27 protein-coding genes and 1 pseudogene are annotated in these 25,879 nt (G+C 62.6%); 18 read left to right on the top strand and 10 right to left on the bottom strand.

Annotated features, from left to right (window positions below):
• The first annotated feature begins 8 nt into the window (after positions 1 to 8).
• The 3 genes from modB to NKL06_RS30290 all read left to right on the top strand — a co-directional run bounded on the left by modB (position 9) and on the right by NKL06_RS30290 (position 2,233).
• Positions 9 to 713 carry a molybdate ABC transporter permease subunit gene (gene modB, locus NKL06_RS30300; protein ID WP_023668326.1) on the top strand — a complete coding sequence of 235 codons (705 nt, stop codon included), beginning with the start codon at positions 9 to 11 and terminating at the stop codon, positions 711 to 713.
• Positions 710 to 1,822: a molybdenum ABC transporter ATP-binding protein gene (gene modC, locus NKL06_RS30295; protein WP_023690903.1), complete on the top strand. Its 1,113-nt coding sequence runs from the start codon at positions 710 to 712 to the stop codon at positions 1,820 to 1,822. The genes modB and modC overlap by 4 nt, the downstream gene beginning before the upstream one ends.
• 69 nt (positions 1,823 to 1,891) lie before the next feature.
• Positions 1,892 to 2,233 carry a winged helix-turn-helix domain-containing protein gene (locus tag NKL06_RS30290; RefSeq protein WP_023667411.1) on the top strand — a complete coding sequence of 114 codons (342 nt, stop codon included), beginning with the start codon at positions 1,892 to 1,894 and terminating at the stop codon, positions 2,231 to 2,233.
• 202 nt (positions 2,234 to 2,435) lie between these two features.
• On the opposite strand, the gene cobF is transcribed toward NKL06_RS30290, so the two are convergent.
• A complete protein-coding gene (gene cobF / locus NKL06_RS30285; protein ID WP_023667410.1) occupies positions 2,436 to 3,209 on the bottom strand; it encodes a precorrin-6A synthase (deacetylating) in 774 nt (257 codons plus the stop codon).
• 147 nt (positions 3,210 to 3,356) lie between these two features.
• Between cobF and NKL06_RS30280 the strand changes: the two genes are divergently transcribed.
• From NKL06_RS30280 to NKL06_RS30255, 6 genes and pseudogenes are all read left to right on the top strand, one after another.
• On the top strand, positions 3,357 to 4,373 hold the full coding sequence (locus NKL06_RS30280; RefSeq protein ID WP_023690904.1) for a DUF4424 domain-containing protein: 1,017 nt from the start codon (positions 3,357 to 3,359) through the stop codon (positions 4,371 to 4,373).
• On the top strand, positions 4,373 to 4,891 hold the full coding sequence (locus tag NKL06_RS30275; protein WP_023667408.1) for a dihydrofolate reductase: 519 nt from the start codon (positions 4,373 to 4,375) through the stop codon (positions 4,889 to 4,891). Before NKL06_RS30280 ends, NKL06_RS30275 begins: the two co-directional genes overlap by 1 nt.
• A gap of 144 nt (positions 4,892 to 5,035) precedes the next feature.
• A pseudogene (gene hflK / locus NKL06_RS30270) lies at positions 5,036 to 6,144 on the top strand (FtsH protease activity modulator HflK).
• A complete protein-coding gene (gene hflC, locus NKL06_RS30265) occupies positions 6,144 to 7,121 on the top strand; it encodes a protease modulator HflC (protein ID WP_023682089.1) in 978 nt (325 codons plus the stop codon). Before hflK ends, hflC begins: the two are co-directional and overlap by 1 nt.
• Positions 7,122 to 7,125: 4 nt before the next feature.
• Entirely contained in the window at positions 7,126 to 7,311 is a 186-nt protein-coding gene (locus NKL06_RS30260; RefSeq protein ID WP_023668333.1) for a DUF2065 domain-containing protein, read from the top strand.
• A 238-nt stretch (positions 7,312 to 7,549) separates the two neighbouring features.
• Positions 7,550 to 9,067 (top strand): DegQ family serine endoprotease, encoded by a 1,518-nt coding sequence (locus NKL06_RS30255; RefSeq protein ID WP_023668334.1) that lies wholly within the window; start codon positions 7,550 to 7,552, stop codon positions 9,065 to 9,067.
• Positions 9,068 to 9,113: 46 nt separating this feature from the next.
• On the opposite strand, the gene NKL06_RS30250 is transcribed toward NKL06_RS30255, so the two are convergent.
• Both NKL06_RS30250 and serB read right to left on the bottom strand, forming a co-directional pair.
• Positions 9,114 to 9,686 (bottom strand): GNAT family N-acetyltransferase, encoded by a 573-nt coding sequence (locus tag NKL06_RS30250; RefSeq protein WP_023690905.1) that lies wholly within the window; start codon positions 9,684 to 9,686, stop codon positions 9,114 to 9,116.
• Positions 9,683 to 10,570: a phosphoserine phosphatase SerB gene (serB, locus tag NKL06_RS30245; RefSeq protein ID WP_023692053.1), complete on the bottom strand. Its 888-nt coding sequence runs from the start codon at positions 10,568 to 10,570 to the stop codon at positions 9,683 to 9,685. The genes NKL06_RS30250 and serB overlap by 4 nt, the downstream gene beginning before the upstream one ends.
• On the opposite strand from serB, the gene miaA reads away from it, so the two are divergent.
• Both miaA and NKL06_RS30235 read left to right on the top strand, forming a co-directional pair.
• The gene (gene miaA, locus NKL06_RS30240; protein WP_023690906.1) at positions 10,560 to 11,543 is read left to right on the top strand and encodes a tRNA (adenosine(37)-N6)-dimethylallyltransferase MiaA; all 984 of its coding nucleotides are present in this window, start codon (positions 10,560 to 10,562) and stop codon (positions 11,541 to 11,543) included. The genes serB and miaA overlap by 11 nt on opposite strands.
• 131 nt (positions 11,544 to 11,674) lie before the next feature.
• On the top strand, positions 11,675 to 12,466 hold the full coding sequence (locus tag NKL06_RS30235; protein WP_023690907.1) for a GGDEF domain-containing protein: 792 nt from the start codon (positions 11,675 to 11,677) through the stop codon (positions 12,464 to 12,466).
• A gap of 287 nt (positions 12,467 to 12,753) precedes the next feature.
• Here the strand turns inward: NKL06_RS30235 and NKL06_RS30230 are convergent, their stop codons facing one another.
• Entirely contained in the window at positions 12,754 to 14,586 is a 1,833-nt protein-coding gene (locus NKL06_RS30230; protein ID WP_023668338.1) for an ATP-binding protein, read from the bottom strand.
• Positions 14,587 to 14,738: 152 nt separating this feature from the next.
• Between NKL06_RS30230 and NKL06_RS30225 the strand changes: the two genes are divergently transcribed.
• From NKL06_RS30225 to NKL06_RS30215, 3 genes are read left to right on the top strand one after another with little or no spacing between them, the layout of a single operon-like run.
• Entirely contained in the window at positions 14,739 to 15,305 is a 567-nt protein-coding gene (locus NKL06_RS30225; protein ID WP_023690908.1) for a helix-turn-helix domain-containing protein, read from the top strand.
• A gap of 4 nt (positions 15,306 to 15,309) precedes the next feature.
• The gene (locus tag NKL06_RS30220; protein WP_023682084.1) at positions 15,310 to 15,618 is read left to right on the top strand and encodes a hypothetical protein; all 309 of its coding nucleotides are present in this window, start codon (positions 15,310 to 15,312) and stop codon (positions 15,616 to 15,618) included.
• A gap of 15 nt (positions 15,619 to 15,633) precedes the next feature.
• Positions 15,634 to 16,155 (top strand): GNAT family N-acetyltransferase, encoded by a 522-nt coding sequence (locus NKL06_RS30215; RefSeq protein ID WP_023690909.1) that lies wholly within the window; start codon positions 15,634 to 15,636, stop codon positions 16,153 to 16,155.
• Here NKL06_RS30215 and NKL06_RS30210 read toward each other — a convergent pair.
• The 3 genes from NKL06_RS30210 to NKL06_RS30200 all read right to left on the bottom strand — a co-directional run bounded on the left by NKL06_RS30210 (position 16,152) and on the right by NKL06_RS30200 (position 18,985).
• Entirely contained in the window at positions 16,152 to 17,954 is a 1,803-nt protein-coding gene (locus NKL06_RS30210; RefSeq protein WP_023690910.1) for an NAD(P)/FAD-dependent oxidoreductase, read from the bottom strand. The two genes, NKL06_RS30215 and NKL06_RS30210, sit on opposite strands and share 4 nt — an antisense overlap.
• A 138-nt stretch (positions 17,955 to 18,092) precedes the next feature.
• Positions 18,093 to 18,791: a LysR substrate-binding domain-containing protein gene (locus tag NKL06_RS30205; RefSeq protein ID WP_348625488.1), complete on the bottom strand. Its 699-nt coding sequence runs from the start codon at positions 18,789 to 18,791 to the stop codon at positions 18,093 to 18,095.
• On the bottom strand, positions 18,788 to 18,985 hold the full coding sequence (locus NKL06_RS30200) for a LysR family transcriptional regulator (RefSeq protein WP_348625489.1): 198 nt from the start codon (positions 18,983 to 18,985) through the stop codon (positions 18,788 to 18,790). The genes NKL06_RS30205 and NKL06_RS30200 overlap by 4 nt, the downstream gene beginning before the upstream one ends.
• A gap of 121 nt (positions 18,986 to 19,106) precedes the next feature.
• Here NKL06_RS30200 and tmpA point away from each other — a divergent pair, with 121 nt between their 5' ends.
• The 3 genes from tmpA (at position 19,107) to NKL06_RS30185 (ending at position 21,661) form a co-directional block, all read left to right on the top strand.
• Entirely contained in the window at positions 19,107 to 20,258 is a 1,152-nt protein-coding gene (gene tmpA / locus NKL06_RS30195) for a 2-trimethylaminoethylphosphonate dioxygenase (protein ID WP_023690911.1), read from the top strand.
• Complete coding sequence (gene tmpB, locus NKL06_RS30190) at positions 20,255 to 20,839, top strand: (R)-1-hydroxy-2-trimethylaminoethylphosphonate oxygenase (RefSeq protein ID WP_023690912.1); 585 nt, start codon at positions 20,255 to 20,257, stop codon at positions 20,837 to 20,839. Before tmpA ends, tmpB begins: the two co-directional genes overlap by 4 nt.
• Positions 20,840 to 21,232: 393 nt before the next feature.
• A complete protein-coding gene (locus NKL06_RS30185; RefSeq protein ID WP_023750905.1) occupies positions 21,233 to 21,661 on the top strand; it encodes a hypothetical protein in 429 nt (142 codons plus the stop codon).
• A 49-nt stretch (positions 21,662 to 21,710) separates the two neighbouring features.
• Here NKL06_RS30185 and NKL06_RS30180 read toward each other — a convergent pair whose 3' ends face one another.
• The 3 genes from NKL06_RS30180 to NKL06_RS30170 form a co-directional block, all read right to left on the bottom strand.
• Positions 21,711 to 22,358: a LuxR C-terminal-related transcriptional regulator gene (locus tag NKL06_RS30180; protein WP_023668347.1), complete on the bottom strand. Its 648-nt coding sequence runs from the start codon at positions 22,356 to 22,358 to the stop codon at positions 21,711 to 21,713.
• Positions 22,355 to 23,746: a sensor histidine kinase gene (locus NKL06_RS30175; RefSeq protein WP_023690914.1), complete on the bottom strand. Its 1,392-nt coding sequence runs from the start codon at positions 23,744 to 23,746 to the stop codon at positions 22,355 to 22,357. The genes NKL06_RS30180 and NKL06_RS30175 overlap by 4 nt, the downstream gene beginning before the upstream one ends.
• A 163-nt stretch (positions 23,747 to 23,909) precedes the next feature.
• Positions 23,910 to 24,212, bottom strand: coding sequence for a DUF1236 domain-containing protein (locus NKL06_RS30170; protein WP_023731684.1), 303 nt, complete (start codon positions 24,210 to 24,212; stop codon positions 23,910 to 23,912).
• Between the two features lie 584 nt (positions 24,213 to 24,796).
• Here NKL06_RS30170 and NKL06_RS30165 point away from each other — a divergent pair.
• On the top strand, positions 24,797 to 25,759 hold the full coding sequence (locus NKL06_RS30165) for a DUF1236 domain-containing protein (RefSeq protein ID WP_023690915.1): 963 nt from the start codon (positions 24,797 to 24,799) through the stop codon (positions 25,757 to 25,759).
• Positions 25,760 to 25,879: the final 120 nt, after the last annotated feature.

Raw genomic sequence — 25,879 nt, 5'->3', positions numbered from 1 at the left:
GGCTGAGTATGAACTGGCTGCTGGACCTCACTCCCGACGAATGGAATGCGGTCCGGCTGTCGATCAAGGTGGCGACGGTGGCGATGCTGTTCAGTCTGCCGCCGGGCATCTTGATGGCGCTTTTGCTGGCCCGCGGAAAATTCTGGGGCAAGACGCTGCTCAACGGTGTGGTTCACCTGCCGTTGATCCTGCCGCCGGTGGTGACAGGTTATCTCTTGCTGCTTACCTTCGGCCGGCGCGGGCCGGCGGGAGCGTTCCTGGCCGAGCATTTCGGCATCGTCTTCTCGTTTCGCTGGACCGGCGCCGCACTGGCCTGCGGTATCATGGGCTTTCCCCTGATGGTGCGGGCGATCCGGCTGTCGATCGAGGCGGTCGACCGCAAAATGGAGGCAGCGGCGGGAACGCTCGGCGCCAACCCGGTTTGGGTCTTCGCCACCATCACGCTGCCGCTGATCCTGCCCGGGCTGATCGCCGGCTCGATCCTGTCCTTCGCCAAGGCGATGGGCGAGTTCGGCGCCACCATCACCTTCGTCTCCAACATTCCCAACGAGACGCAGACGCTGCCTTCGGCGATCTACACCTTCACGCAGGTGCCTGGCGGCGATGACGGGGCGCTCAGGCTGACGCTGATCTCCATCGTCATCTCGATGGCCGCATTGGTAGCCTCGGAAGTGCTGGCGCGGCGCGTCGGCCGGCGGATGGACATCGAATGAGTGTGCTGGTGGACATCAGCCATCGGCTCGGCGATTTCGCCATCGACGCGCATTTCGAAAGCGCCGGGCGGCTGACGGCGCTGTTCGGGCCCTCGGGCTCCGGCAAGACGACGCTGATCAACGTGATCGCCGGCCTGATCCGGCCGACCAAGGGCCGTATCGCGGTCGACGGCCGTGTGCTGGTCGACACCGATGCCGGCATTTTCGTGCCGAAGCACAAGCGCCGGATCGGCATGGTGTTCCAGGACGCGCGGCTGTTTCCGCATATGAGCGTGGCCGGCAATCTGCGCTACGGCCGCTGGTTCACGCCGCCGGCGGAGCGCTATGCGGATATCGACGCGGTCGTCGAACTGCTCGGCATCGGTCCACTGCTCGACCGGCGACCGGCAAAGCTGTCGGGCGGCGAGAAGCAGCGCGTGGCGATCGGCCGGGCGCTGCTTGCCAGCCCGAAACTGCTGTTGATGGACGAGCCGCTGGCCTCGCTCGACGATGCGCGCAAAGCCGAGATCCTGCCCTATATCGAGCGGCTGCGCGACGAGACCAAGCTGCCCATCGTCTATGTCAGCCATTCCGTCGCCGAGGTGGCGCGGCTGGCCAGCGACGTGGTGGTGATGGCGCAAGGCAAGGTCGCTGCCTCAGGCCCGACCGGCGCGATCATGCAACGGCTCGAATTGCTGCCGGCCGAGGAACGCGGCGAGGGCGGCGCGGTTCTCGACACCAAGGTGCTGCGCCATGATGAGATCTTCGGGATGACCGTGCTCGGCTCGGCGGCGGGCGAAATCCGGGTGCCGCAATTGGCGGTCTCGGTCGGCGCGCCTGTGCGCATCCGAATCCGCGCCCGCGACGTGATGATCGCCACCGAACAGCCGAAAGGTCTCAGTGCGCTCAACATCCTGCCGGGCGCCATCGTCGCAATCGGCTCGGGCGAGGGGCCGACGGTCGAAATCGGCATCGACTGCAATGGCGAAACCGTGCTTGCGCGCATTACCGAACAATCCAGGCAGGTACTGAACCTTCAACTCGGCGGCAAGGTCTTCGCGGTGATCAAGACGGTCAGTTTCGACCGTGCCAACACCGGCGCCGGGCTGCCGGCCGAAGCGGATGGCTGATAACCGCTATATCGTTTTGGAATAGCGCTATGGGTCGAGAGGGGCTAGTGTGACTGTGGAGGACAAGAGATGCCGTCGCTGAGCCTGCGGATAAATCTCGATCCGGACGGGCGCATAGGTCCGGGCAAGATCGAATTGCTGGAGCAGATCGCCACTTTCGGCTCGATCTCGGCTGCGGCACGCGGCATGGAGATGTCCTACAAGCACGCCTGGGATCTGGTGGAAGATATGAACCGTGTGTTCGGCAAGCCACTGGTCGCGGCGCAGACCGGCGGCAAAAAGGGTGGCGGCGCACAGCTGACCTCAGTTGGCCTTGCAGTTGTCAGCCGTTTTCGCGCTATCGAGCGCGCTGCGGCGGCAGCGGCGGCCACGCATATGGACGCCTTGCAGGCGGAGATCGATGCTGGGTGAGGGTTGAAGCTTGCGATCCGTCACACCCCCCTCTGTCCTGCCGGACATCTCCCCCGCAAGGGGGGAGATCAGCTAGCCCGTAGACGGGCGCTAATCTGTTAGGCGATTGGCGAAATCCTCCGTGACGGCCAATCTCCCCACTAGAGGGGGAGATGTCCGGCAGGACAGAGGGGGGCGCGAAGGAACTCGACCTTTGAGCGCGCTATTCCTCGGGCTCTCCTGCTTTACGCAGCAGATAGGTGTCCATGATCCAGCCCTTTCTTTTCCGGGCTTCTTCTCTCGTCCTCTCAATCTCCTCGCCGACATCACCCAGGCGACCGGAAACGATGATCTCGTCCGGTGTGCCGAGATAGGCGCCCCAATGGATGATCAGATCCTTGTCTGCCAGCGTGTTGAAGGCGCATTTGCCGTCGAGCATGACCACGGCGCTGCCGGCATTGTGCGGCATGCCTTGTTCGGCGAGGCGGCGGCCGGTGGTGATCAGCACGGGGTCGCCGATGCGGTTCAGCGCCATCTTGTGGCCGGCGGCTAGCGCCTGGACGGCGGTGATGCCGGGAATGACCTCCAGTTCGAATGCGACATTGCCCCTCAGTCGTACGCGCGCGAGGATGCGCAGCGCGCTGTCATAGAGCGAGGGGTCGCCCCAGATCAGGAAGGCGCCGCAGCCGTCCTCGGCAAGTTCGTCGCGGACCAGGCTCTCATAAATCTGGGCGATGGCCTCGTGCCAGTCATCGACGGTTGAGCGATAGGAAGGCGCCGGCTCGGCGCGCACCGGCACGTCGAACTCGACGCGGCGCGATTTCGGATTGCTGACGAAACGGTCGCAGATATGGCGGCGCAATTCGGCAAGGTCGTTCTTCTTCGCCCCCTTGTCGGGGATAAACAGGACGTCCGCCCGGTTTAGGCCTGATATGGCCTGCACGGTCATATGGTCGGGATTGCCGGCGCCGATGCCGATGACGAGAAGCTTGCGCATGACGCGAACTCCTGCCCGATCGAAACCTGTTAGTCCAGACCGCCGATTGGCGTGTCCAGACACTGTGGCGTCCTGCTGGGAGACGGAAGGCTTTGAAACGCCACATTGAAACGGCTAGGGTCGCGGCATTCTTGGCGAGGGGCTTCGATGTTGCAATATGTTCTGTCCGTAGCGCTGGCGCTTTTAGCCGTGCCCGCGCTGGCCAATGATACGACCGCCGAACTCGGCACAGGTGGCCTGATCCTGTCGCGTAGCGACGCGGTGTCGATGCAAAGCGAGGATCTCTATATCTCGCCGGAAAAGATCACGGTCGACTACGTCTTCCACAACAACACCGACAAGGATGTAAATGCCATCGTCGCTTTTCCGCTGCCGGACATCGAAGGCAATCCGGAGGAAATGCCGGCCATCCCGGAAAACCAGAGCGACAATTTCCTTGGCTTCGAGGTGACGATCGACGGAGCGCCGGCAAAGCCGCAGCTCGAGCAGAAAGTGTTCGCTGTCGGCATCGATATCGGCGCCGATCTGAAGGCGCAGAACGTGCCGTTCAATCCGTTCGGCGATGCGGCCAAGGCGGCCCTGGCGAAGCTGCCGAAAACGGTCGCCGAGGATTGGGAAAACCGCGGCATCATCATCGAGGATACGGGCAGCGACGGTACCGAGGCGAACAAGGTCTATACGCCGTGGTGGCAGTTGCGCTCGACCTATTGGTGGCGCGCGATATTTCCGGCCAACAAGGATGTCCACGTCTCGCACCGCTACAAACCGAGCGTCGGCGGCACGTCATCGGTGAGTTTCTTCTATAACGGCAAGTTCACCGAGGGCAGCCAGTACACGACCTACAAGACCCGCTACTGCATGGACGACAGCTTCGAGAATGCGGTGCGGCAGGCCGCCAAGGCCGACGGTTATCCGCATTTCTACGAGAACCGCATAGCCTATATCCTGACCACCGGCGGCAACTGGGCCAATGGCAGCATCGGCAAGTTCAAGCTAACCGTCGACAAGGGCAATCCGAAAGCGCTGATCTCGTTTTGCGGCGACAATGTCAAGAAGGTCGGGCCGACGACCTTCGAGACGGCGGCGCAGGATCTCTATCCCGAGCACAACATCGACATATTGCTTTTGGAGCCGTCGGATGACGGCGCCGGGGGAGCCAACTGATGGACGTCGCGATCTATGTCGCCATTGCGCAGAACGGCGTCATCGGGCGCGACGGCGGCTTACCGTGGCGGCTGTCCACCGATCTCAAGCGCTTCAAGGCCGATACGATGGGCAAGCCCGTCATCATGGGCCGCAAGACTTATGAAGGCATCGGCCGGCCGCTGCCGGGCAGGTTGAACATCGTGGTGACCCGCGACAAGGCCTGGCGCGCCGAGGGCATCGAGGTAGCGCACTCCCTGGAGGCCGCGATCCAGCTGGCCACGGTGCGCGGGCGTTGCATGGCCGGCGTCGACGAAATCTGCATCATCGGCGGCGGCGAGATCTATGCGCAGGCGCTGCCGCTGGCAGACCGGCTGCACGTCACCCATGTGCTGGCGGCGGTCGATGGCGACGCGCATTTTCCCGACATCGATCCGGATTTGTGGCGCCTTGTCAGCGCTCAGGACGTTCCGGCCGGTGAAAAGGACAGCCATGCGACGCGCTATTCGGTTTACGAGCGACGCCGCGGCGTGCATTGAGACGATAAAAGGGTCGCGAACGTCCAAAACGGACATGCTCGGCAGCGGATCGCGTTGAAAGCGCATCGCTGCGTCCCTATAGAAGAACAACTGGATTTGCGCCGCAACGTCGGCGCTGAGGGAATCCCAAGCGAAAGGACATTCATGCCCTGGAACGACAAGAGCGGCGGCGGCGGCCCATGGGGCGGCGGCGGCAACAATCAGGGACCCTGGGGCAGGGACCGAAGGGGCCTAGCGGCCCGCCGGGGTCACCTCCCGATCTCGAAGACATCATCCGCCGCGGCCAGGACCGGCTGCGGCGCGCGCTGCCCGGTGGCGGCGGCGCCAGCCCGGCCGTCTTTGCGCTGATCGCAGCGGCTCTGATCGTGCTGTGGGCGTTCAAGGCGGTCTACACCGTGCAGCCGGACGAGGTTGCGGTCGAGCTGCGCTTCGGCAAGCCGAAGGCGGAGCTGTCGCAGCCGGGTCTGCATTTCCATTGGTGGCCGGTCGAAACCGTCGAGACGGCCAACATCGCCGAACAACTCGTCGATATCGGTGGTGGCGGCGCGACGAGCGGCAACTCGTCGGGGCTGATGCTTACCGGCGACCAGAACATCGTCAACGTCCAGTTTTCGGTGGCCTATCAGGTCTCCGATCCGCGGGCCTATCTGTTCGACGTCTCCGACCCAGAAGGCATGCTGCAGCAGGTCGCAGAGAGCGCCATGCGCGAAGCGGTCGGCCGGCGACCGGCCCAGGACATCTTCCGCGACGACCGTCAGGGCATTGCCGCCTCGGTGCGTGAAATCATTCAGACGACGCTGGACGGCTACAAGGCCGGCCTGAATGTCAACGCGGTTTCGATCGAGGACGCGGCGCCGCCGCGTGAAGTGGCCGACGCGTTCGACGAAGTGCAGCGCGCCGAGCAGGACGAAGACAAGTTCGTCGAGCAGGCCAACCAGTATTCCAACCAGAAGCTTGGCCAGGCGCGTGGCGCCGCGGCGCAGATCCGCGAGGACGCGGCAGCCTACAAGAACCGTGTCGTCCAGGAAGCCGAAGGTGAGGCGCAGCGCTTCATCTCGGTCTATGACGAATACGCCAAGGCGCCCGATGTGACGCGCCGGCGGCTTTATCTGGAAACGATGGAGAAGGTGCTGAAGGATTCCAACAAGGTGATCGTCGAACAGGGCAATGGGCAAGGGGTCGTTCCCTATCTGCCGCTGCCGGCACTGCAACCGAAGGCGCCGCCGCCTGCGACCACGGGAGGAGCCCAGTGATGGCCAATCGTCTTCCCATCATCGCGGTCATCGCGGCCGTGCTTCTGTTCCTGCTCTACTCCTCGGTCTTCGTGGTCAATGCGCGCCAGCAGGCACTCGTGCTGCGGTTCGGCGAGATTGTCGACGTCAAGAATGAACCCGGCATCTATTTCAAGGCGCCTTTCGCCTTCTTCGACGCCGACAGCGTGCAATTGATCGAAAACAGGGTGCTGCGCTTCGATCTCGACAACATCCGCGTCCAGGTTTCGGGCGGCAAGTTCTACGAGGTCGACGCTTTCATCGCGTACCGCATCTCGGATCCGCGCGTGTTCCGCTCAGCCGTGTCCGGTCAGATCACACTGGCCGAAGCACGACTGAGGACCCGTCTCGATGCGGCGCTGCGCCGTGTCTACGGTCTGCGCGACTTCGAGGCGGCGCTTTCGGAAGAGCGGGCCGTGATGATGCGCGAAGTGCGCGATCAGCTTCGGCCCGACGCCACCTCGCTCGGCCTGCAGATCGAGGATGTGCGCATCCGCCGAACCGATCTGACGGCCGAGGTCTCGCAGCAGACCTTCGACCGCATGAAGGCCGAACGTTTGGCCGAGGCCGAACGGCTGAGGGCACGCGGCAAAGAGGCCGCGCAGCGCATCACCGCCCGCGCCGACCGCGAAGTGGTGGAAATCGTCGCCGAAGCGCGCAAGGAATCGGAAATCCTGCGTGGTGAAGGTGAAGCCCAGCGCAGCGCGACCTTTGCCGACGCCTACAAACGCGATCCGGCGTTCTTCGACTTCTACCGGTCGATGAATGCCTATGGCACGGCGCTGGACAACTCCGGGACGACGATGGTGCTGTCGCCAAACTCGGAGTTCTTCCGCTTCTTCCGCAATCCGGACGGGACGGACGCGAAGCCGGCGGCGCCTGCGGCTCCGGCGACGGCACCTGCCGCGCCGGCGACGGCACCTGCCGCGCCGGCTGCACAACCTGCACCCGCCCAGTAGGGCGGTGCAGGATTTCCTTGCGGCCATAGGCCTGGTCCTCGTCGTAGAGGGCCTGGTCTATGGCGGCTTTCCCGGCCTTGCCAAACGTCTTGCCGGCGAAGTGCTGTCGACGCCGGAAATTGCGCTGCGCATCGTCGGGCTGGTGGCGATCGCCATCGGCGTCGGCATCGTCTGGTTGGTGCGTGGCTGAGGACCGCTGATCTGCAATTCCAGGAAAGTGTGAGCGGTTTTCCGTCCGGAATTGCGTAAAAGCAAAGGGATCGAACGGTTCGCCGTTTCCGCGAAACGGCGAACCGTTCTAAGGTGTAACGGAGGATTTATCCTCCTGATGTGGCCATAGCCGCAAACGTGCCGTATTTCTTGCCAACATGACGCGACGCGGCGTTTTGCCGAAGCGCTTTTCTTTTCTGCAATCCGGGAGGCTTTCGATGACATCCAACACCCTTCTGCGCGCGGCGCGGCGGACGTTCATCGCAGGTGCTGCGGCACTTCTGGTCGGCGCGCTTGCCGTTCCAGCTTTCGTGACGCCGACGATGGCCGCGGACGGACCGGCTTCGGTTGCCGACCTCGCCGAAGGCCTGCTCGGTGCGGTGGTCAACATCTCGACCTCGCAGACCGTGAAGGGCACGGAAGGTCCGGGCGCGGTGCCGATGCCGCAGCTGCCCGAGGGTTCGCCGTTCCAGGATTTCTTCGACGACTTCTTCAAGAACCGTGGCGGCGACAAGGATGGCGGCGCGCAAAAGGTACAGTCGCTGGGCTCCGGCTTCGTGGTCGACGCCGAGCAAGGCATTGTCGTCACCAACAACCACGTCATCGCCGATGCAGACGACATCGAGGTGAATTTCTCCGACGGCGTGACGCTGAAGGCGACGCTGGTCGGCACCGACACCAAGACCGACGTGGCGGTGCTCAAGGTCGACCCGAAGGGCCACAAGCTGACGGCGGTGAAATTCGGCGATTCCAACAAGATGCGCGTCGGCGACTGGGTGATGGCGATCGGCAATCCGTTCGGCCTTGGCGGCACGGTGACGGTCGGCATCGTCTCGGCCCGCAACCGCGACATCAATTCCGGCCCCTACGACGACTTCATCCAGACCGACGCCGCCATCAACCGCGGCAATTCCGGCGGGCCGCTGTTCAACAGCCTGGGCGAGGTCATCGGTATCAACACGGCGATCATCTCGCCGTCGGGCGGCTCGATCGGCATCGGTTTCTCCATCCCCTCGCAGCTTGCCTCGGGCGTCGTCGACCAGCTGCGCCAGTTCGGCGAGACCCGTCGCGGCTGGCTCGGCGTGCGCATCCAGCCGGTGACCGACGACATCGCCGAGAGCCTCGGCATGGCGACCGCCAAGGGCGCGCTGGTGGCCGGCGTCATCAAGGGCGGACCGGTCGACAACGGCACAATTCTCGCCGGCGACGTCATCATCAAGTTCGATGGCAAGGACATCCATGAAATGCGCGACCTGCCGCGCGTCGTGGCGGAAAGCCCGGTCGGCAAGGCGGTCGACGTGATCATCGTGCGCAAGGGCGTCGAGCAGACGGTGAAGGTGACGCTCGGCCGGCTTGAGGACGGCGAGAAGGTCGCTGCCGGTGAGGACGGCACTACCGATGAGGACAAGGGCGGCGACAAGGCGCCCGCGGTCTCCACGGCCTCGGTGCTCGGCATGACCGTCGGCGAGCTCAATGACGACACACGGAAAAAATTCGGCATCGCGGCCGACGTCTCCGGCGTCGTCATCACCGACGTCACCAAGGATTCGGCCGCCGCCGAGCGCGGCATCCAGGCCGGCGAGGTGATCACCGAAATCGCCCAGGAATCGGTCGCGACCCCGAAGGACGTGATGGACCGGATCGGCGCGCTGAAGGAGCAGGGCCGCAAGAATGCGCTCTTGATGCTGGCGTCCAAGACAGGCGAGTTGCGCTTCGTGACGATCCGGATGGATTGAGTCCGGTCAGGCCTGCAACGATCTGATTTCGAAATGAAAAGGGCGGCTAGTTAGCCGCCCTTTTTCTTGCCTGCCAGTCCTTGCGCGACAGGGTGTAGAGGACATGCCGCTTGAGGTGCGGGTGGCTGTCAGGGATGGATGGGTGGTCGAAATCGCGAGCCGGGTCAGGGCTCATGCCAAGACGCTCCATGACGGCCGTCGAGCGGCGGTTGGCCGCGACGGCGAAGGAGACGATCTCGTCCCGGTCAAGCGTCTCGAAGCCAAAGGCGAGCCAGGCTTCGGAGGCCTCCGTGACATAGCCCTTTCGCCAGAATTCCGGCGCCAACCGCCAGCCGATCTCGATCGTATCGGAGGGCAGGGATGGCACGTGATCGGTCTTTAAGAGGCCGACGAAACCGATGCATTCCCCAGTCGCGGCGATCTCGGCGGCGGCAAAACCAAAGCCGTCCTCGGCGATCCAGCCCTGAAACTCGTCCATCTTGGCATCCGTCTCGGCGCGGTCGCGGCGAAATGGAAAGAACTCCATCACCCGCTCGTCCGAATTGATGCGGTGGAAGAGTTCGCGATCGCGGTCTTCCCAGTTGCGCAGGATGAGGCGCTCGGTGCGCATCGGTTTCATTGGGCGAACTCTTCCTGGCGGTAGCCCTGGAGATAAAGCAGTGCGGTGAGATCGCCATGGTCGATGCGGACCTCGGCTTCGGCAGCAACGGCCGGCTTCGCGTGGAGCGCGACACCGGTGCCGGCCAGGCGGATCATGTCGAGGTCGTTGGCGCCGTCGCCGACCGCAATCGCATCGAATGGCGTCAGGCCCAGGCGGGCCGAGATATCGTTCAGCGCATCGGCCTTGGCGGCGCGGCCGAGGATCGGCTCGGCGACCAGGCCGGCAAAGCGCCCGTTCTCCTCGATCAGTCGGTTGGCACGGTTTTCCTCAAAGCCGAGCATGGCGGCGACACGGCTGGTGAAGACGTCGAAGCCGCCGGAGACAAGCGCCGTCCAGGCGCCATTGGCGCGCATCGTCCGCACCAGGGCGCGGCCGCCCGACGCCAGCGTCAAGCGGTTCGCGATGATGCGGTCGACAACGGCCGTATCGAGGCCTTTCAGCAACGCTACGCGTTCCCGTAAGGCGGGCTCGAAGGCGATCTCGCCGTTCATCGAGCGTGCGGTGATGGCGGCGACGCGGTCCTTGACGCCGATCTCGTCGGCGAGTTCGTCGATGCATTCCTGGTCGATCATGGTTGAATCCATATCGGCAAGCAGGATTGTCTTGCGGCGGCTTTCGGCCTGCTGAACGATCACGTCGACCGGCTCGGAGCCAAGTGCCAAGCGCAAGGCGGCACTTGCCTCAGCGGCTTCCGCACCCTCGGGCAGCACCAGGTCGCAGGCGACGCCTTCGCCCAGCCAGCGAACAGCGCTTGCGCCGACCGACCGTGAGGCCATATTCGCAAGCGAGGCCGACATCGCGCGGCGGACGGGGTGGGACACAAGCGTGGCAATGAGCGGCATCGAGGCTTCCAAGCAGCTGGGCGAGGGCGGGCAGGCGGGCGAGGGCCGCGTGAAGAACGCGATCCTGATAGCCGGGCCGACCGCCAGCGGCAAGTCGGCGCTGGCGCTCGACCTCGCCGAGCGCAAGGGCGGTGTCATCGTCAACACCGATTCCATGCAGGGCTATTCGGTGCTCGATGTGCTGACGGCGCGGCCGAATGCCGCCGACCTCGCCCGCGCGCCGCACTATCTCTATGGCCACGTGCATCCCTCCACCGCCTATTCCACCGGCGCCTGGCTGCGCGACGTGATGAAGCTGATCGATGACGGCACGCTCGCCCGACAGCCCGATGACGCCGGCTTTGAACGTCCGGTGATTTTCGTCGGCGGCACCGGGCTCTATTTTCGCGCACTTGCCGAGGGCATTTCGGAAATGCCCGACATTCCGCAGCAGGTACGCGACCGCTGGCGCTACGAGTTAAAGGAGCAAGGCGCAGCCAAGCTGCACCGCATCCTGATGCATGAGGATTCGGCGGTCGCCATGCAGCTGAAGCCGACCGACGGCCAGCGCATCGTGCGGGCGCTGGAGGTGCTCGATGCATCCGGCCGCTCCATCCTCGAATGGCAGGCAGCGCGCGGCCGGCCGCTGATCGACCGCGACAGCGCTCGGTTCTTCGTTATCGAGCCGGACCGCGCCGCCCTTGTCGAGCGGATCGAAACAAGGTTCGACCGCATGCTCGATCTCGGCGCGCTCGATGAGGTCAAACGGCTTGCGGCGCTTGGCCTCGATCCCGAGCTGCCGGCGATGAAGGCGATCGGCGTTCGCGAACTTTCGGCCGCCATGGCCGGTGACATCAGCTTTCCTCAGGCCATCGAGCGCTGCAAGGCAGCGACGCGGCAATATGCCAAACGGCAAACGACGTGGTTTCGCCATCAGCTGGGACCGGAATGGCTGAGATTGCGGCCCGGCGACGGCCTGCAAGCCGTGATTTGATTTTCGTGCTGCCAATACAATTAAAGAAACAGAAGTAGGAATGAACATTCCCGCTCCGGTTGTCTGGATTAACCGTCCGTAAGGCGCCGGCATGCCATAGATCCGGGGGGTACTTTTCCAACGGGGAGCAGATGCGTTTCCACAAGGCGGAATCCGCATTTTTCGTCTTTATTTTCGTGATCCTGGCCGCAGGCCTGGTGACGCTTTATGCCTATGGTCAATTGCAGTCCATCGCGGTCGGTCACGATACGACTTCCCGGGTCGAGAGGATCGCTTATCTCAACACGCTGCTGTTTGTCACCGGGGTGCTGCTGGCGACAGCGCTGTTCTTCGGCGTGTTCTTCATCTACCCGCTGATCCGTAGGCAGGCCACGGAAGAGGGCAAGCTGCGCGCCATGACGGTTTCGCTCAGCGCCCGCTCGGAAACGCTGCAGCATGCGGCATTGACCGACGGCCTTACCGGCATGCAGAACCGGCGCTATTTCGACGATGCGCTGAAGGAATATCTCGAGGAATTCCGCCGCATCGAAAAGCCCGTCGGGCTGATGATCCTCGACCTCGATCATTTCAAGCAGGTCAACGACACGCATGGCCACGATGTCGGCGACGAGGTGCTGAGGGCAGTCGCCAATTGCCTCAAAGGCATGACGCGCTATCACGACGTGGTGGCGCGGCTCGGCGGCGAAGAGTTCGCCGTTGTCACCCCCAACATGGACGCGGAGTTGTTGGGGAAGTTCGCCGAACGCATCCGCAAGGCGATTGCCAACATGTCGGTGCTGTCGGGCAATGTCCGCCTCAAGATCACCACCAGCGTCGGTCTTGCCGTCTGGGATCGGAAGGAAACGGCCGAGGAATTCTACCGCCGCGCCGACCGCCAGCTCTACGAGGCGAAGAGGCAAGGCCGCAACCGCGTCTGCGCCTGAAATCCCGACATTAAATTCGTGAGGCTGGCCGTTTGATGCCGTCTTCTGCGCTTCCGGCCTTCGCCGGCCGAAGCACTCATGAGGTGGTGGCGGCAGCTATGGCTACGGCCGGCGTAGGCCGGTGCTCACGGACTCAATGTCCGCTCCGCTCCGGTTCCCGAAGTCGACACCGACCGACTCAGCCTGACGAATTTTCTGGCGTGATTTACCCAAGCGGCCAACGAAGCCGAGCCCTGGCGCTCCGGCGGCTTCTCAATTGGCCGGCAAAAAAGTCGCTACGCTGAAGGTCAATCGTTCTGCGGGCGCATGCCGAAGGTTGTGGGCTTGAGGCCGTAGCGCAGGTCGAAATCGTCGTCGGGCTGGACGCGCTGGGCGGTGGCCGGCTTGCGGTAATCGGGATCGCCGGCCTGGCGGCCGGAGTCCACGACCTCGGCGAAGGCCATCTGCTGCTGCGGTTTCGGGACGTTGCGCAGCCGCTCGACGATGGCGGCGAGATCGACGTCGTTGCCGTCCTGCGAGAACTCGTCCTGCTCTCGCTTGGCGGTGCCGGGGATCAGGTTCTCCGCCAGTTTTTCGAACTTCAGCCGCATGGTCGTCGCCACGCCTTCACCGAAGGCGATGGCTTCGCGCTGGCCCATGGAGGACAGAAAGGCCAGCGTGGAGGCGGAGGAATCGGCGATCGCCGAGCGGATGATCGCCTGGTCCTGCTCATTGGCCAGCCGCATGGCGAAGAAGGTCGAGCATTGCGACAGGATGGTCGGATCGAGTTCACCCGGGCGCTGGGTGACGACGCCGAGATAGCAGCCATATTTGCGGCCTTCCTTGGCGATGCGCGACAGTGCATGCCTTGTCGGGGCGAAGCCTAGGCGCGGATCGGCCGGCATATAGCGGTGCGCTTCCTCGCACAGCAACAGCAGCTTCAGCCGGCCCTCGCTCCACAGCGCAAGGTCGAAGGCCAGGCGCGCCAGCACCGAACAGACGGAGTTGACCACTTCGGACGGCATGCCGGCCATCTCGAAACAGGTCACCGGGCGGCCATGATGCGGCACACGGAAAATATTGCCGATCGTCTCGTGGATCGTGTCCTCGATCAGCCGCGAATTGAACATGAAGCGATAGCGCGGGTCGGACGCGGCGGACTCGATGCGCGTCTTCAGCGATTTCAGCGTCGGGCGGTCGTTCTTGCTTTCCAGGAGGCCCATGCGCTCGTCGATCTGCTTGATGAGATCGACCATGCGGTAGGGCACCGGCGTGTCGGCGGTCAGCGCATCGCTGCCGCGGCGCACGTAAGAGCCTGAATTGGGATTGCGATAGAGGTTCTTGGCGGCGGGGATCAGGTCGCGCAGGACATCGACTTCTTCCGGCACGACCTCTCGGCCGCGAAACAGCACTTCGGCGAATTCTTCAAGCCTGAACATCCAGAACGGCAGGTCAAGCGTCTTGGAATCGACCCGGACGCAGAACTCAGGCAGGGATGCCGCGAATTCATTGTGCGGATCGAGAATGAGGATTCGCAGATCGGGCCGGGCGGCGATCGATTTGCGCAGCAGCAGCGAGATGGCGGTGGATTTGCCGACGCCGGTTGTGCCGACAACGGCAAAATGGCGCGCCAGCGTGTCGTCGATGGCGATGTTGGCGTCGATCGACTCATCCTGCGACAGCGTACCGATGGTGATCGAATGACGCCCGGCGAGATCGTAGACCGCCTGCAGATCACGGGTACGGATGCGGTGCGCTATGGCGCCGATATGAGGATAGGTGGTGATGCCGCGGTCGAACACCGGTTTGGCCCCCGGTTCGGCGCCGTCGCGCACTTCGCCGATCAGCTCGACGCTGACCTCGATGGGATTTTGTCCCTCATTGCTCCAGGCGCGATCCGATTTGCCGATTTCGTAGACCAGACCAACGGTGCGCGATGTCCCGAGATTGATGGAGATCATCTTGCCGACGGTCCACAGGCCGGTGACCGCTCCTTCGATGTCGTCGGCATAGGCGCTGATGGTGGCGCGCGCACCGTCGCACTGCACGACGTTGCCGAGAATGCGCTTGTCGCTCTGCTCTGCGCGGCGGCGCTCCTGCGAGGTCGGTTCGCCGACGGAGGCTTCGCGCTCGACAAACATACGATCCGATCCCCATTCCCGTGGAGCCTCGATCCTACACAGACGGGGTTAAGGTGGCGTGATGCGGGATGGTGTAGCAGGGGTTAACCCGTCAGCGAAAATTCAACCGGCCGGCCTCTTCCCCCAATCCGAAGATTCGATATATTGGACGAATGACTGATATAGCGAATGACATGTCGGCCACGATAGGCAGACGAATCCACGCCGAAAGAGCCTTGCGGGACTGGTCGTTGGCCGACCTGGCGAACCGCTCCGGCGTCTCCAAAGCCATGCTCAGCACTATCGAGCGCGGCATGACCAGCCCGACGGCCGCGCTGCTGGTGCGCATCGCCGCTGCTTTCGGCATGACGCTGTCGACGCTGATTGCACGCGCCGAGCAGCAAGGTGGCGGCCTGCTGCGCGAGATTGAGCAGCCGGTTTGGCGCGACCCCGGTACGGGCTATGTCCGTCGGCATCTGTCGCCGGTTTCCGACACGCCGCTCGAATTGATCCGGGTGCAACTGCCGGCTGGCGCCAGTGTGAGTTTCCCGGCGGCGTCCTATGCCTTCATCAAGCAGCAGATGTGGCTGATCTCCGGGCGACTTGAGTTCACCGAGGGTGATATGGTGCATAGTCTCGAGCCCGGCGACTGCCTGGCGCTCGGCGCGCCGTCGGACTGCACGTTCCATGCCGTCGGACCGCAGCCGGCCGACTATCTGGTTGCGCTGGTCAGGGGCTGAAATCGTGGCAAGACGTCCCAAGCGCTCCGACAATGGCGGACCGCCGCTCGATGATTACAAGGGCCCGCCATGGGGCAAGGGCGATCCCTACATCTTCCTGGCCTGGCAGGCAGCGCATGCCAAGGCGTGGAAGGCGCCAAGCCGTGACGTGATGCTGATGCGCATGGAAAAGGCCGAGCGGCTTGGCCTGACCTATGAGGAATACACGCTCGAAATCCTCGAACGCGGGCTGCATCTGCAGCCGAAAGACACCGATCGCATCGCCGCGATCAAGGCGAGACGAAAGCGGCGCCGCGTCGCGCGTCTGGATTAGCAAGGGAAAGTGCAGGTGAGTCCCATCGAAATCAGGTCGCTGACTGCGGGAACACGCGACATGCTGGCCGACCTCCTGATCGAGACGGTCGCGGCCGGCGGCTCCGTCAGCTTCATGCATCCCTTATCCAGGCAAGCGGCGGAAACTTTCTGGAGCAACTCGTTGATGGCAGCAGAGAGAGGCGAAAGAGCGGTGCTGGGCGCTTGGTATGGCGACGCGTTGGTCGGCACCGTCACCTTGCTGCTCGACTTTCCGGTCAATCAGCCGCACCGGGCCGAGATCGCCAAGCTCATGACCCGCGTCGAACACCGCGGCAAGGGCATAGCGAGCCGGCTGATGCGGGCGGCCGAAACGCTCGCCGTCGAGAAAGGCCGCACGCTTCTGGTGCTGGACACCGCAACCGAGGAGGGCGCTTCCGGCCTTTACGAAAAACTCGGCTTCACGCTCACTGGCGAAATACCGGACTTTGCCCTGAAACCGCATGGCGGGCTGACCGGCACGCTCATCTACTGGAAGCGCATCGGCGGCGCTGCCTAACCCTTGTGGTGAACCTCTTGCAGCGCGTAGACCGGCGTGGCGATGCCTTCCATGCGCGCCTTCAGCTGCAGCGCCAGGAACTGGGAGTAATGGCGCGACTGGTGCAAATTGCCGCCATGGAACCACAGCGCCTCCTGCTGCGTCGGCTTCCACATGTTGCGCAGCTCGCCTTCCCAGGGGCCTGGGTCCTTGGTGGTGTTGGAGCCGAGGCCCCAGCATTTGCCGACCTTGTCCGCGACCTCCCGTGAGATCAAATCGGCCGCCCAGCCATTCATCGAACCGTAGCCGGTGGCGTAGACGATGAGATCGGCCGGCAGTTCCGATCCGTCGGAGAGCAGAACGGAGTGCTCCTTGATCTCCTTCACGTCGACACCGCTTTTCAGCTTGATCGACCCGTCGATGATCAGGTCGGAGGCGCCGACATCGATGTAATAGCCCGAGCCGCGCCGCAGATATTTCATGAACAGGCCGGAGCCGTCATCGCCCCAGTCAAGCATGAAGCCGGCCTTTTCCAGGCCCTTGTAGAATTTGTCGTCCCGCTTCTTCATCTCGGCATAGGCCGGGATCTGGAATTCGTGCAGGATCTTGTAGGGCAGGGAGGCGAAGACGAGGTCGGCCTTGGCGGTGGTCATGCCGCTCGCGACCGCCTTTTCCGAATAGAGCGAGCCCAGGCCGATCTCCATCAGCGTGTCCGACTTGACGATATGCGTGGTCGAGCGCTGCACCATGGTGACGTCGGCGCCGGCCTCCCAAAGGGCTGCTGCAATGTCGTGGGCGGAGTTGTTCGAGCCGATGACGACAGCTTGTCTGCCGACATAGGCATCGGGTCCCGGATGCTTCGAGGAGTGATGCTGGTCGCCCTTGAATGTGTCCATGCCCTTGAAGTTCGGCATGTTGGCCTTGCCGGATTGCCCCGTGGCCAGCACCAATTGTTTCGGCTTCAGCGTGATGTCCTTGCCGTCGCGGCGCACGACAACGGTCCATTCCTTTTTCTTGTCGTCATAAACGGCGCTCTTGGCCTCGGTCGATGACCAGTAATTCAGCTCCATCACCTTGGCGTACATTTCCAGCCAGTCGCCGATCTTGTCCTTGGGCGCGAAGACCGGCCAGTTCTTGGGGAAGTCGATATAGGGCAGATGGTCGTACCAGACCGGGTCGTGCAGGCACAGCGACTTGTAGCGCTTGCGCCAGCTGTCGCCGGCACGCTCGTTCTTCTCGACGATGATGGTGGGAACGCCGAGTTGCCGCAGCCGGGCGCCGAGCGCGATGCCGCCCTGGCCGCCGCCAATGATGAGCGTATAGGGCTGCGTCTTGAAGCCGAGTTCGGCGGCTTCCTTCTCGCGCTCCTCCTTCCAGGTCGGGCGGTTCTTGCCATGGCCGTGCTTGGCGCCGAGCGGGCGGTCGAAACCGGCCGGCTCCTCATGGCCCTTGAGCTCGACCATGGTGGTGAGCAGCGTCCAGATCTTGCCGTCCTTCAGCCGGATGTGGCCGAAGCCGCGCGCGACAGACGTTTCGAAACTGATCCAGCCGTCGAGCACGCCGTCGCTTTCCGTGGCATCCTCGCCCCTGGCGATCGCCCAGTTCGACGGTTTGGTCCTGGCCAACTGGCTGACCAGCATGTCGCGCACCTGGTCGCGGCCTTCCATCGTCTTGATGTTCCAGGTGAAGGTGACGAGATCGCGCCAGTAACAATCCTCCTGGAAGCAGGCGACCGCCTTGTCGATGTCGCCGGCGGTGAGTGCCGCGCCGAAGCGATCGAGCAGGTCGGAAAGCTTCTTGTTGGGGGCCTTGTCGAGCATTGAATTTCCTCCGCGATTTTTCCTGGCCGCCTGTAGCGAGCGGAACCCTGCCGAAGCTTGACGTCCGGCCTGGCGCAGTATCGCGACAAATTATGCGCCGCGTCACGTCGTCCAATAGTTTGCCGCGTATTCAGGGGCTTATCGGGAAATCGGGACGCCGAAGACCGTCACGAACCAGCGGCGGACCGCTTCTTCGGCAGGGCTCAGATGCGCGCCCGAGGGTGCGGTTAGATAGTGGCCGGCACCGCTCGACAGAGCGAAGCCGGAAAGGGTGACAAGCGATCCGTCGCGCAGTGCCGCGTCGGCCAACGGTCGCGATCCCAGCACCATGCCGGCGCCGTGCTTCGCCGCCTCCAACGCGGTAACGAAACTGTCGAATTTGTGCGTCGGCCCCAGCGCCGGCTTCATCCGGGCGACGGCGAACCACTCGCCCCACATTTCCCGCGCGCCGACCACTGTAAGTCTCGGCAATCCAGTCCAATCCTTGGCCTTGGCGAGATGCGGCGACGCCATCGGCGTCAAGGTTTCGCGGGTCAGGCGGTCGGCCTGCCGTCCGGCAAAAGAGCCGGAGCCAATGCCGAATCGGATGTCGAGACCCACAAAGCGCTCGCCATAATCGGCCGGTGTGTGGATGGTCTCGATCTGCAGCTGGACGAAGGGCAGGTCCTTGGCCATTTGCGGCAGCTTCGGCGCGATCATCAGCACGGCAAACGAGATCGGCGAGCGTATCGTCACGCTCTGGACGGTCTTGGGTTCGAACAGCTCGCGCGTGCTGTTGGCGATCACGGCAAAGGCCGATTGCAGATGCGGCAGGTAGGCGGCACCCTCCGGCGTCAATTCGACGCCGCGCGCGCCAGGCGGATGAACAGCGGCTGCTTCAACCGCTCTTCGAGAGAACGGATGTGCTGGCTGACCGCAGCCTGGGTCAGGCCAAGCTCGGCCGCGGCGGCGGTGAAATTCGACAGCCGCGCGGCGGCCTCGAAACTCCGCAGCCAGTCAAGCGGGGGCAAGGGCAAGGTTGTTTCAGTCATAAACAGTTTATGGCCTTTGGCCGCAAAATGATAATTTGAGTTATGCCTTCAACATCATCACGATGCAACCGGAAACCCTGCGGAGTTGGCTGCGGGGCGCAGCGGACAGGAACGGATCCCCATGCTTAGCCAGGTGCTGATCGGCGACGAAGGAAGGACGATCGACCTCGGGTGGAAGGATGGCGCGCGCACTCGCTTTCACGCAGTGTGGTTGCGCGACAATGCGCTCGACGACAAGACGCGCAGCGCCGGCAACGGCCAGCGCCTGATCACCATTCTCGACATTCCCGCGCAGACATGGATCGGCGCAGCCGCGATCAAGGGCGATGCGCTTGAAGTCAGTTTCGAACCGGAGGGAAAGACGGTGCGCTTTCCTGCGGCATGGCTGAGCGCCAATGCCTATGACCGCGATGCCGCCCGACAGCCCGGCTGGACAGGCGAGGGCACCGTGCGATGGACCAGGGCCTCTATGCAGAATTCGGTGCCGCGCGCCGGCTATCTCGCGGCCAGCCGCGACCGCGCCGTCTTGCGGCAATGGCTGTCGGCGGTGAAGACCTACGGCTTCGCGGTGATGGACGATCTGCCGGCCGAATCCGGGGCGCTGTGCAAAGTGTCCGATCTGTTCGGCTATATCAGGGAGACCAATTACGGCCGCTGGTTCGAGGTGCGCGCCGAGGTCAATCCAACCAATCTGGCCTACACCAATCTTGGCCTGCAGGCGCACACCGACAACCCCTATCGTGATCCGGTGCCGACCTTGCAGATCCTGTCCTGCATCGAAAACACGGTGGAGGGCGGCGAATCCAGCGTCGTCGATGGTTTTGCCGTGGCGGCCGCGCTGCAGGCCGAAAACCCCGAAGGCTTCCGGCTGTTGAGTTCATACCCGGCGCGTTTCGAATATGCGGGGTCGTCGGGCGTGCGATTGCAGGCCAAACGGCCGATGATCGAACTCGGGCCGGATGGCGAACTCATCGCCATCCGCTTCAACAACCGCTCGCTGGCGCCGACCGTCGATGTGCCGTTCGCGGAGATGGAGGCCTACTACGCCGCCTATCGCCGGTTTGCCGAACTGATCGAGGATCCTTCCTTCGAAGTCACCTTCAGGCTCGAGGCGGGCCAGGCCTTTATCGTCGACAACACCCGCGTCATGCATGCCCGAAAGGCGTTCTCCGGCACCGGCAAGCGCTGGCTGCAGGGCTGCTACGCCGACAAGGATGGCCTTTTGTCGACGTTGGCTACCATCGAACACAGCTTCAAGGAGGCTGCGGAATGAGCAGCCAGGATTTGAACGCGGGCAACATCGTCGGATTCATCGCCGATATTTTCGAACGCCGAGGGGCGGAATCCTATCTCGGCGAACCCGTCACCATGTCGGAGCACATGTTGCAGGGCGCCTGGTTCGCCGAAAAGGACGGCGCGCCCGATGTGCTGGTGGCGGCAGCACTGCTGCACGATATCGGCCACTACACCAGCGAGTTCGGCACCTATTCGCCCGACGATGTCGAGGACAAGCATCATGACGAAGCCGGCGGCGAGGTGCTGGCGCCGTTCTTTCCACCCGTGATCGTCGAATGCGTCAGGCTGCACGTCGCGGCCAAGCGCTACCTCTGCGCTACCGACCCGACCTATTTCGGCAGGCTGTCGCAGGCCTCGGTCCACACGCTGTCGCTGCAAGGCGGGCCGATGAATGCCGAAGAGGTGGCCGAGTTCCGCAAGAACCCGTTCCACGAGGAAGCGGTTCGGGTCCGCATCTGGGACGAGGCCGGCAAGATCGCCAACATGAAGACCCGGGCATTTCGCGACTACATGCCGCTGCTGCAACGGGTTGTCCGCGACTTCGCCAATCGCGCCTGATCATAATCCGGGGAAGGAACGGCATGTGCTACCGCTTCGACGGCGAGCATGCGCTAACCGTATGCCGGAGACCTGCCGCAAGCATCTGCGTGCCGCAGGCGCTCGCGCCTCGCTGCCGATCCCTACCGGTGACGAGCCTTGTCACCGCGGATTTTATTGCGACATCCGTCGGCGCGGCCCAAGATCAGTAGGTCAGACTTCGGTGTATATTTGACTCAGACGAAGGTCTGAGAATCGAGCTGCAAGCACGAAAGGAGAGTTTCCTCAGCGTTTGTGAGCCGCAATTTTGGGCTGTTCATTCTTGAATACCGTGACACATCATGATGTGATGGTGGCATGAATGGAGAAAGGCAGCCCCTGTTTTCATCCGTGCGTCGCCGGGCGTACTTTAGCTTGCGCGTATTCGCGGCGGTTGCGGTGGCGATGCCGGTGCTTGGTCTGCGGTTGAGCCATGTCGACGGCTACAAGATCGAATTCGCCGCTGCCAGCGCCAAGAGCGGAAACAATGGCAATGGTAACGGTGGTGGCAACGGTAGTGGTAACGGTAATGGCTCAGGCGGCAACGCCGGGAATGGCAACGCCAACGGAAAGGGAAAAAATGGTGCCGGCGACAACGCCCCCGGTAGCCAAGCTCCCAGTAGCCAAGTCAATGCCGCTGGCGACACGGTGACGGTACAGGGCGCCAAAATCCAGGTCGTGCATCGCGATGGATTCAGCGAAAGCATCGAGGCCGGCCGCTTCACTATGAAGGATCCGCTTGGAAGGACAATTGTCGAACGCGCCGTAAGGGCCTCCGACATTGCTCGTCTGAAAGGGCTGTGACTGTTGGTTCGCCAACCAGCATCCGACCTTCAGACAAGCCCCGATCTCCCTATACAAGACCCGTTTTGGGCGCGTGCATAAGAATGGCTGCTTCGGTGCGGTTTCGCACCTTTAGCTTTTGAAATATCCGAGTCATGTGGTGTTTTACCGTTTTCTCCTGCAGGTTGAGACGTTTGGCGACTTCTTTATTGCTCAGTCCTTCGCCTACCAAAGAGATTATCCCAAGCTCGCGTCCCGAGAGATTGGCAACGAGATCGGTTGTGCGCTTTTCCGGCCGGATCAGTTCATTCAAAAGCTGCGCTGACAGGGTCGGCGAAACATATTTTTTTCCTGCGGCTATATAAGTCAGCACCTCGGCCAGCGATGCCGCCCCAATCCCTTTCAGCACATATCCGCGTACGCCCAGCCTGAGCGCCGTTGCCAAATCGGCGTTCGCCTCCGAGACGGTGAGCATGACGATCTTGCAGTCAGGCTGAGTTGCAAGAATATTTTCCGCTGCCGCCAGACCCCCTCCCGGCAAACTGATGTCTAGCAGCAATATGTCGGGATTTGCCAAGGCCGCAAGCTGTTCGGCATCCGTCGCGGTTTCGCCCGCACCAACGACTTCGAAGCCGCCGATTTCGGCGAGGCTGCGAGCCACACCCTCGCGAAACAGCGGATGATCATCAACAATGGCAATCCTTATGGGAGCGGTCATTTCTGGTCCTCGATGTTGAGCGTTATGGTCAGCCGGGTCCCCCTGGGGCTCGAAAAGGTCTCGAAGTGACCTCCGATACTTTCGATACGTTCCCTCATACCGGCGAGTCCAAGTCCTTCACACGATCCCGACTGGAATCCAGGGCCGTGATCAAGCACTTGAATGAGGAGCTTGCCCTGCGTCACTCTCGCCTTGACAGCCTGCCCCTTGCCCAGACCGTGTCGCCAGGCATTGTTCAGCCCCTCCTGCGCGAAGCGAAAGATGCTTATTTTCTCGGACGTCCCCAGGTCGGGCAGGCGAGATGGCAGTGAAAGCGATACGGAGGAGGCCGTCCGGCGTTCATGTTCGGCAACTGCAAGCCGCAATATCTCCGCGACTGTCGAAGCTTCGATCTGTGGCAGCACGAGGCCGGTGCAGATGGCGCGGATCTCCCGCATCGCCTCGTCCAACGTATGATGGATATCGGCGATCTCGGTCTTGCGGTGGCTTGGGGATGCGGCGGGATCGAGCAGCAGAGGGCTGTCCATGCGCAGCGCAGCCAGTGCGACCAGCTGAGCTGGACCGTCATGCAAATCAGACCCGATGCGACGCAAGTAACGCTCGTTGATTGCCGTTGCGCGGCGCGACGCCTGCTGGACGCGCTCCCGCAAAGCGGAATTCTGCTCCAAAAGCAACTGAAGTTCGGCCACTTGTGTCTCAAGCGCTGAACGCTGCGTTTCGATAGTGCTGCTGCCGCGAAGCACGATTCCCGAGAGCATCGCCAAGGCGACCGCGGTCGCGCCAGCCACGAGCAGCCAGCTCGACCATAGTGCCGAGTTTAAAGTGCCCTGAAGATCGTCGGCTATCTCGTAGAACTCGGAAACGGCCACAACATCGCCCGACCACGGCTCTCGAACCGGATTGTAGATCTCGAGCAGCGAGGCGGTGGGGCTCTTCCGTTCCTTCCTTTCATTTTCGTCCAGATCATTGAATTGCGCCACCACGTTTCCACCGAACGCATGCAGCAAGTTCGCATTTGGCTCGAAGGTCTGGCCGATAAGAGCCGCGTCTTTGGCGTACAGCACCTTGCCATCACGCCGCCAAAGCACGAACGACGCCAGTTTTTTGCCGAGAGCACCCTGGTCCAGGGTTTCATCGAGCGCCCGTTTAACGGTGTCGCTGAGCTGCTGGCTTTTGCGCATATCCGGCAGGATTGGCGCGATGACACTGTCGACGTAAAGCGCGGTCGTGCTTGCAGAGTTGCGGATCACTCCATCTCGTATTTGCGAGGTGACCCATAGGCCGACGACCAGCATCAGCGACAGCAGCCCAATGCTTCCGACTATGATGAACTGCCAAGCCAACGATAGCCTGTTCCAGTTTTGATAGAGACTATCAATGTAGCGCACGTCTCAACCGACCCCGCGACTTTGGCCGCGCCAAAATGCCTAAGCCATCCTACATCTAGAACGGTCGATGGTGCGAGCAAGCGCCAGGTTGAATTGCCGGGGAAACCGCAATTTCAGGGCATGATCCCACCGCCACCCGCGGGGAACGGCGGTGGGATCAGCGTTACTGTATGATCTTGACGATCTTCCGCGTGCCGGGGTCGACCAGCACGGTTCGCCCGTCGACCACAACGTAGCGATACTTGACGCTCGGCACTTCATGCAGTTCCACCGTGTCGGGAATGGCGGTCCCCACGTTCAATTCGACACCTGGAATCTTCACCGACGCAAGGGGCTGCTTTTTCACGTATTCGCGCACAACCGTTTCCTGCTCCGGCGCGATGATGACGTCTTGAGCGGCAACTACGCCGGCGCTCGCGAGCAGCAAGAATCCGGCAATTGCGGTCGACTGGTACATGGTCGTCATGATTCTCTCCTTCATGCGAGCAACGCTCATGCATCTTGCGCGAGCTCGATTCCGATACGGGTGGTGTTGATGAGGTTGATGCACACACCGGGAGCCGAACGGGCTTTTCGCGGCTGCGTTCCCGTGTGGGGCTTCGGTCCGGGCGTCATCGGGCCAATGGACGATAGGGGGAGGGACCAAAGTCTGGTGCCAGGCTGTAGAGGTCCTAGAGCCTCCTCAGGGCGGAACACAGGGTTCTCGGCATCGTTGAGATCAGCACTTGTGGGAGGCGTTAATGGACAACAGCGTCCATCAGGCACGATGGTTGCTCTTGCCTGTTTTCGGGGTAGCCATCCTGGTCATGACGACGGGAGTACTTCTAAGCTTGTGAGGCTGGTGTCATCGCTATGGGATCACAAGCTCAGGAAAAAACAAAATGTTGCGTTGCATTAATTGTTTGATGCAATTTGTAGGTGATTGTTGCAAAATTACTGCCAACATTCATTGGTCTTCTTAGAAGCCCGATTTTATTCACAAAATGTGGAACAAAGTATTTTTGGCAGAGTTGGCTAGGCTGAGGGACCGACTCTTTAAGGAGAAAGCAGATGAAACATGTGTTGATCACGAGCATGATTGCGCTTGGCGTCGGGTGCGGCGCCGCGATCGCCCAGACCCAGGCCGTGCAGCCGAGCGGTGGCGACAACTGCGCCGCCGGCGCGGCCGATTGCCAGAAGGGCGGCAAGGCCGGCGAACAGGCGCAAGGCAAGATGAAGTCACAGACCGATCAGAATGCACAGGGCCAGGCTGGCGCCACGACCGATCAGCAGGCTCAGGGCAAAGCCAAGCTCAAGACGGATGAACAGGCACAGGGCAAGGCCGGGACCAGTACCGAGCAGAATGCTCAGGGTCAGGCCGGCGCCACGACCGATCAGCAGGCTCAGGGCAAGGCCAAGCTCAAGACCGATGAACAGGCCCAGGGCAAGGCCGGGACCAGCACCGAGCAGAATGCTCAGAGCCAGACCGGCACCAGCACCGAGAAGCAGGCTCAGGGCAAGGCCAAGCTCAAGACGGATGAACAGGCCCAAGGCAAGGCCGGGACCAGCACCGAGCAGAACGCTCAGGGCCAGACCGGCACCAGCACCGAGAAGCAGGCTCAGGGCAAAGCCGGGACCAGCACCGAGCAGAACGCTCAGGGCCAGACCGGCACCAGCACGGACCAGCAGGCCCAGGGCAAGGCCGGGACCACCACAGAGCAGAACGCTCAGGGCAACACAAACGTTCAGACCGACCAGGGCAATACGGCCTCGATCAACAACGTGACCGTCGAGCAGAAGACGCAGGTCACGCAGATCATCCACGAGACCAGGGTTGAGCCGGTGAAGAACGTCGACTTCGACATTTCGGTCGGCATCGAGGTGCCGCGGCACAAAGTGCGCCTGCACCGTCTGCCGGCGCGCATTGTCAAGATCGTCCCGGCCTACGAATCCTATGAGTACTTCGTGCTGGCCGACGGGCGCATCGTCATCGTCGACCCGGATACGTACAAGATCGTGCTGATCCTGACGTGACACGGCAGTGCTCTTGTTCCCGGCGCGGTGCGATTAGGGGTATCGTATGCGCCGCGGTGGCCCGCCGACCAGAGGCGGCGGGCCACTTGCTTTGTCTTTCGCATCGCGCGTTTTTCCCGT

The organism is Mesorhizobium sp. C268A, assembly GCF_040324475.1.
In the GTDB taxonomy this organism is placed as follows: Bacteria; Pseudomonadota; Alphaproteobacteria; order Rhizobiales; family Rhizobiaceae; genus Mesorhizobium.
This window is presented reverse-complemented; position numbering and strand designations above follow the sequence as displayed.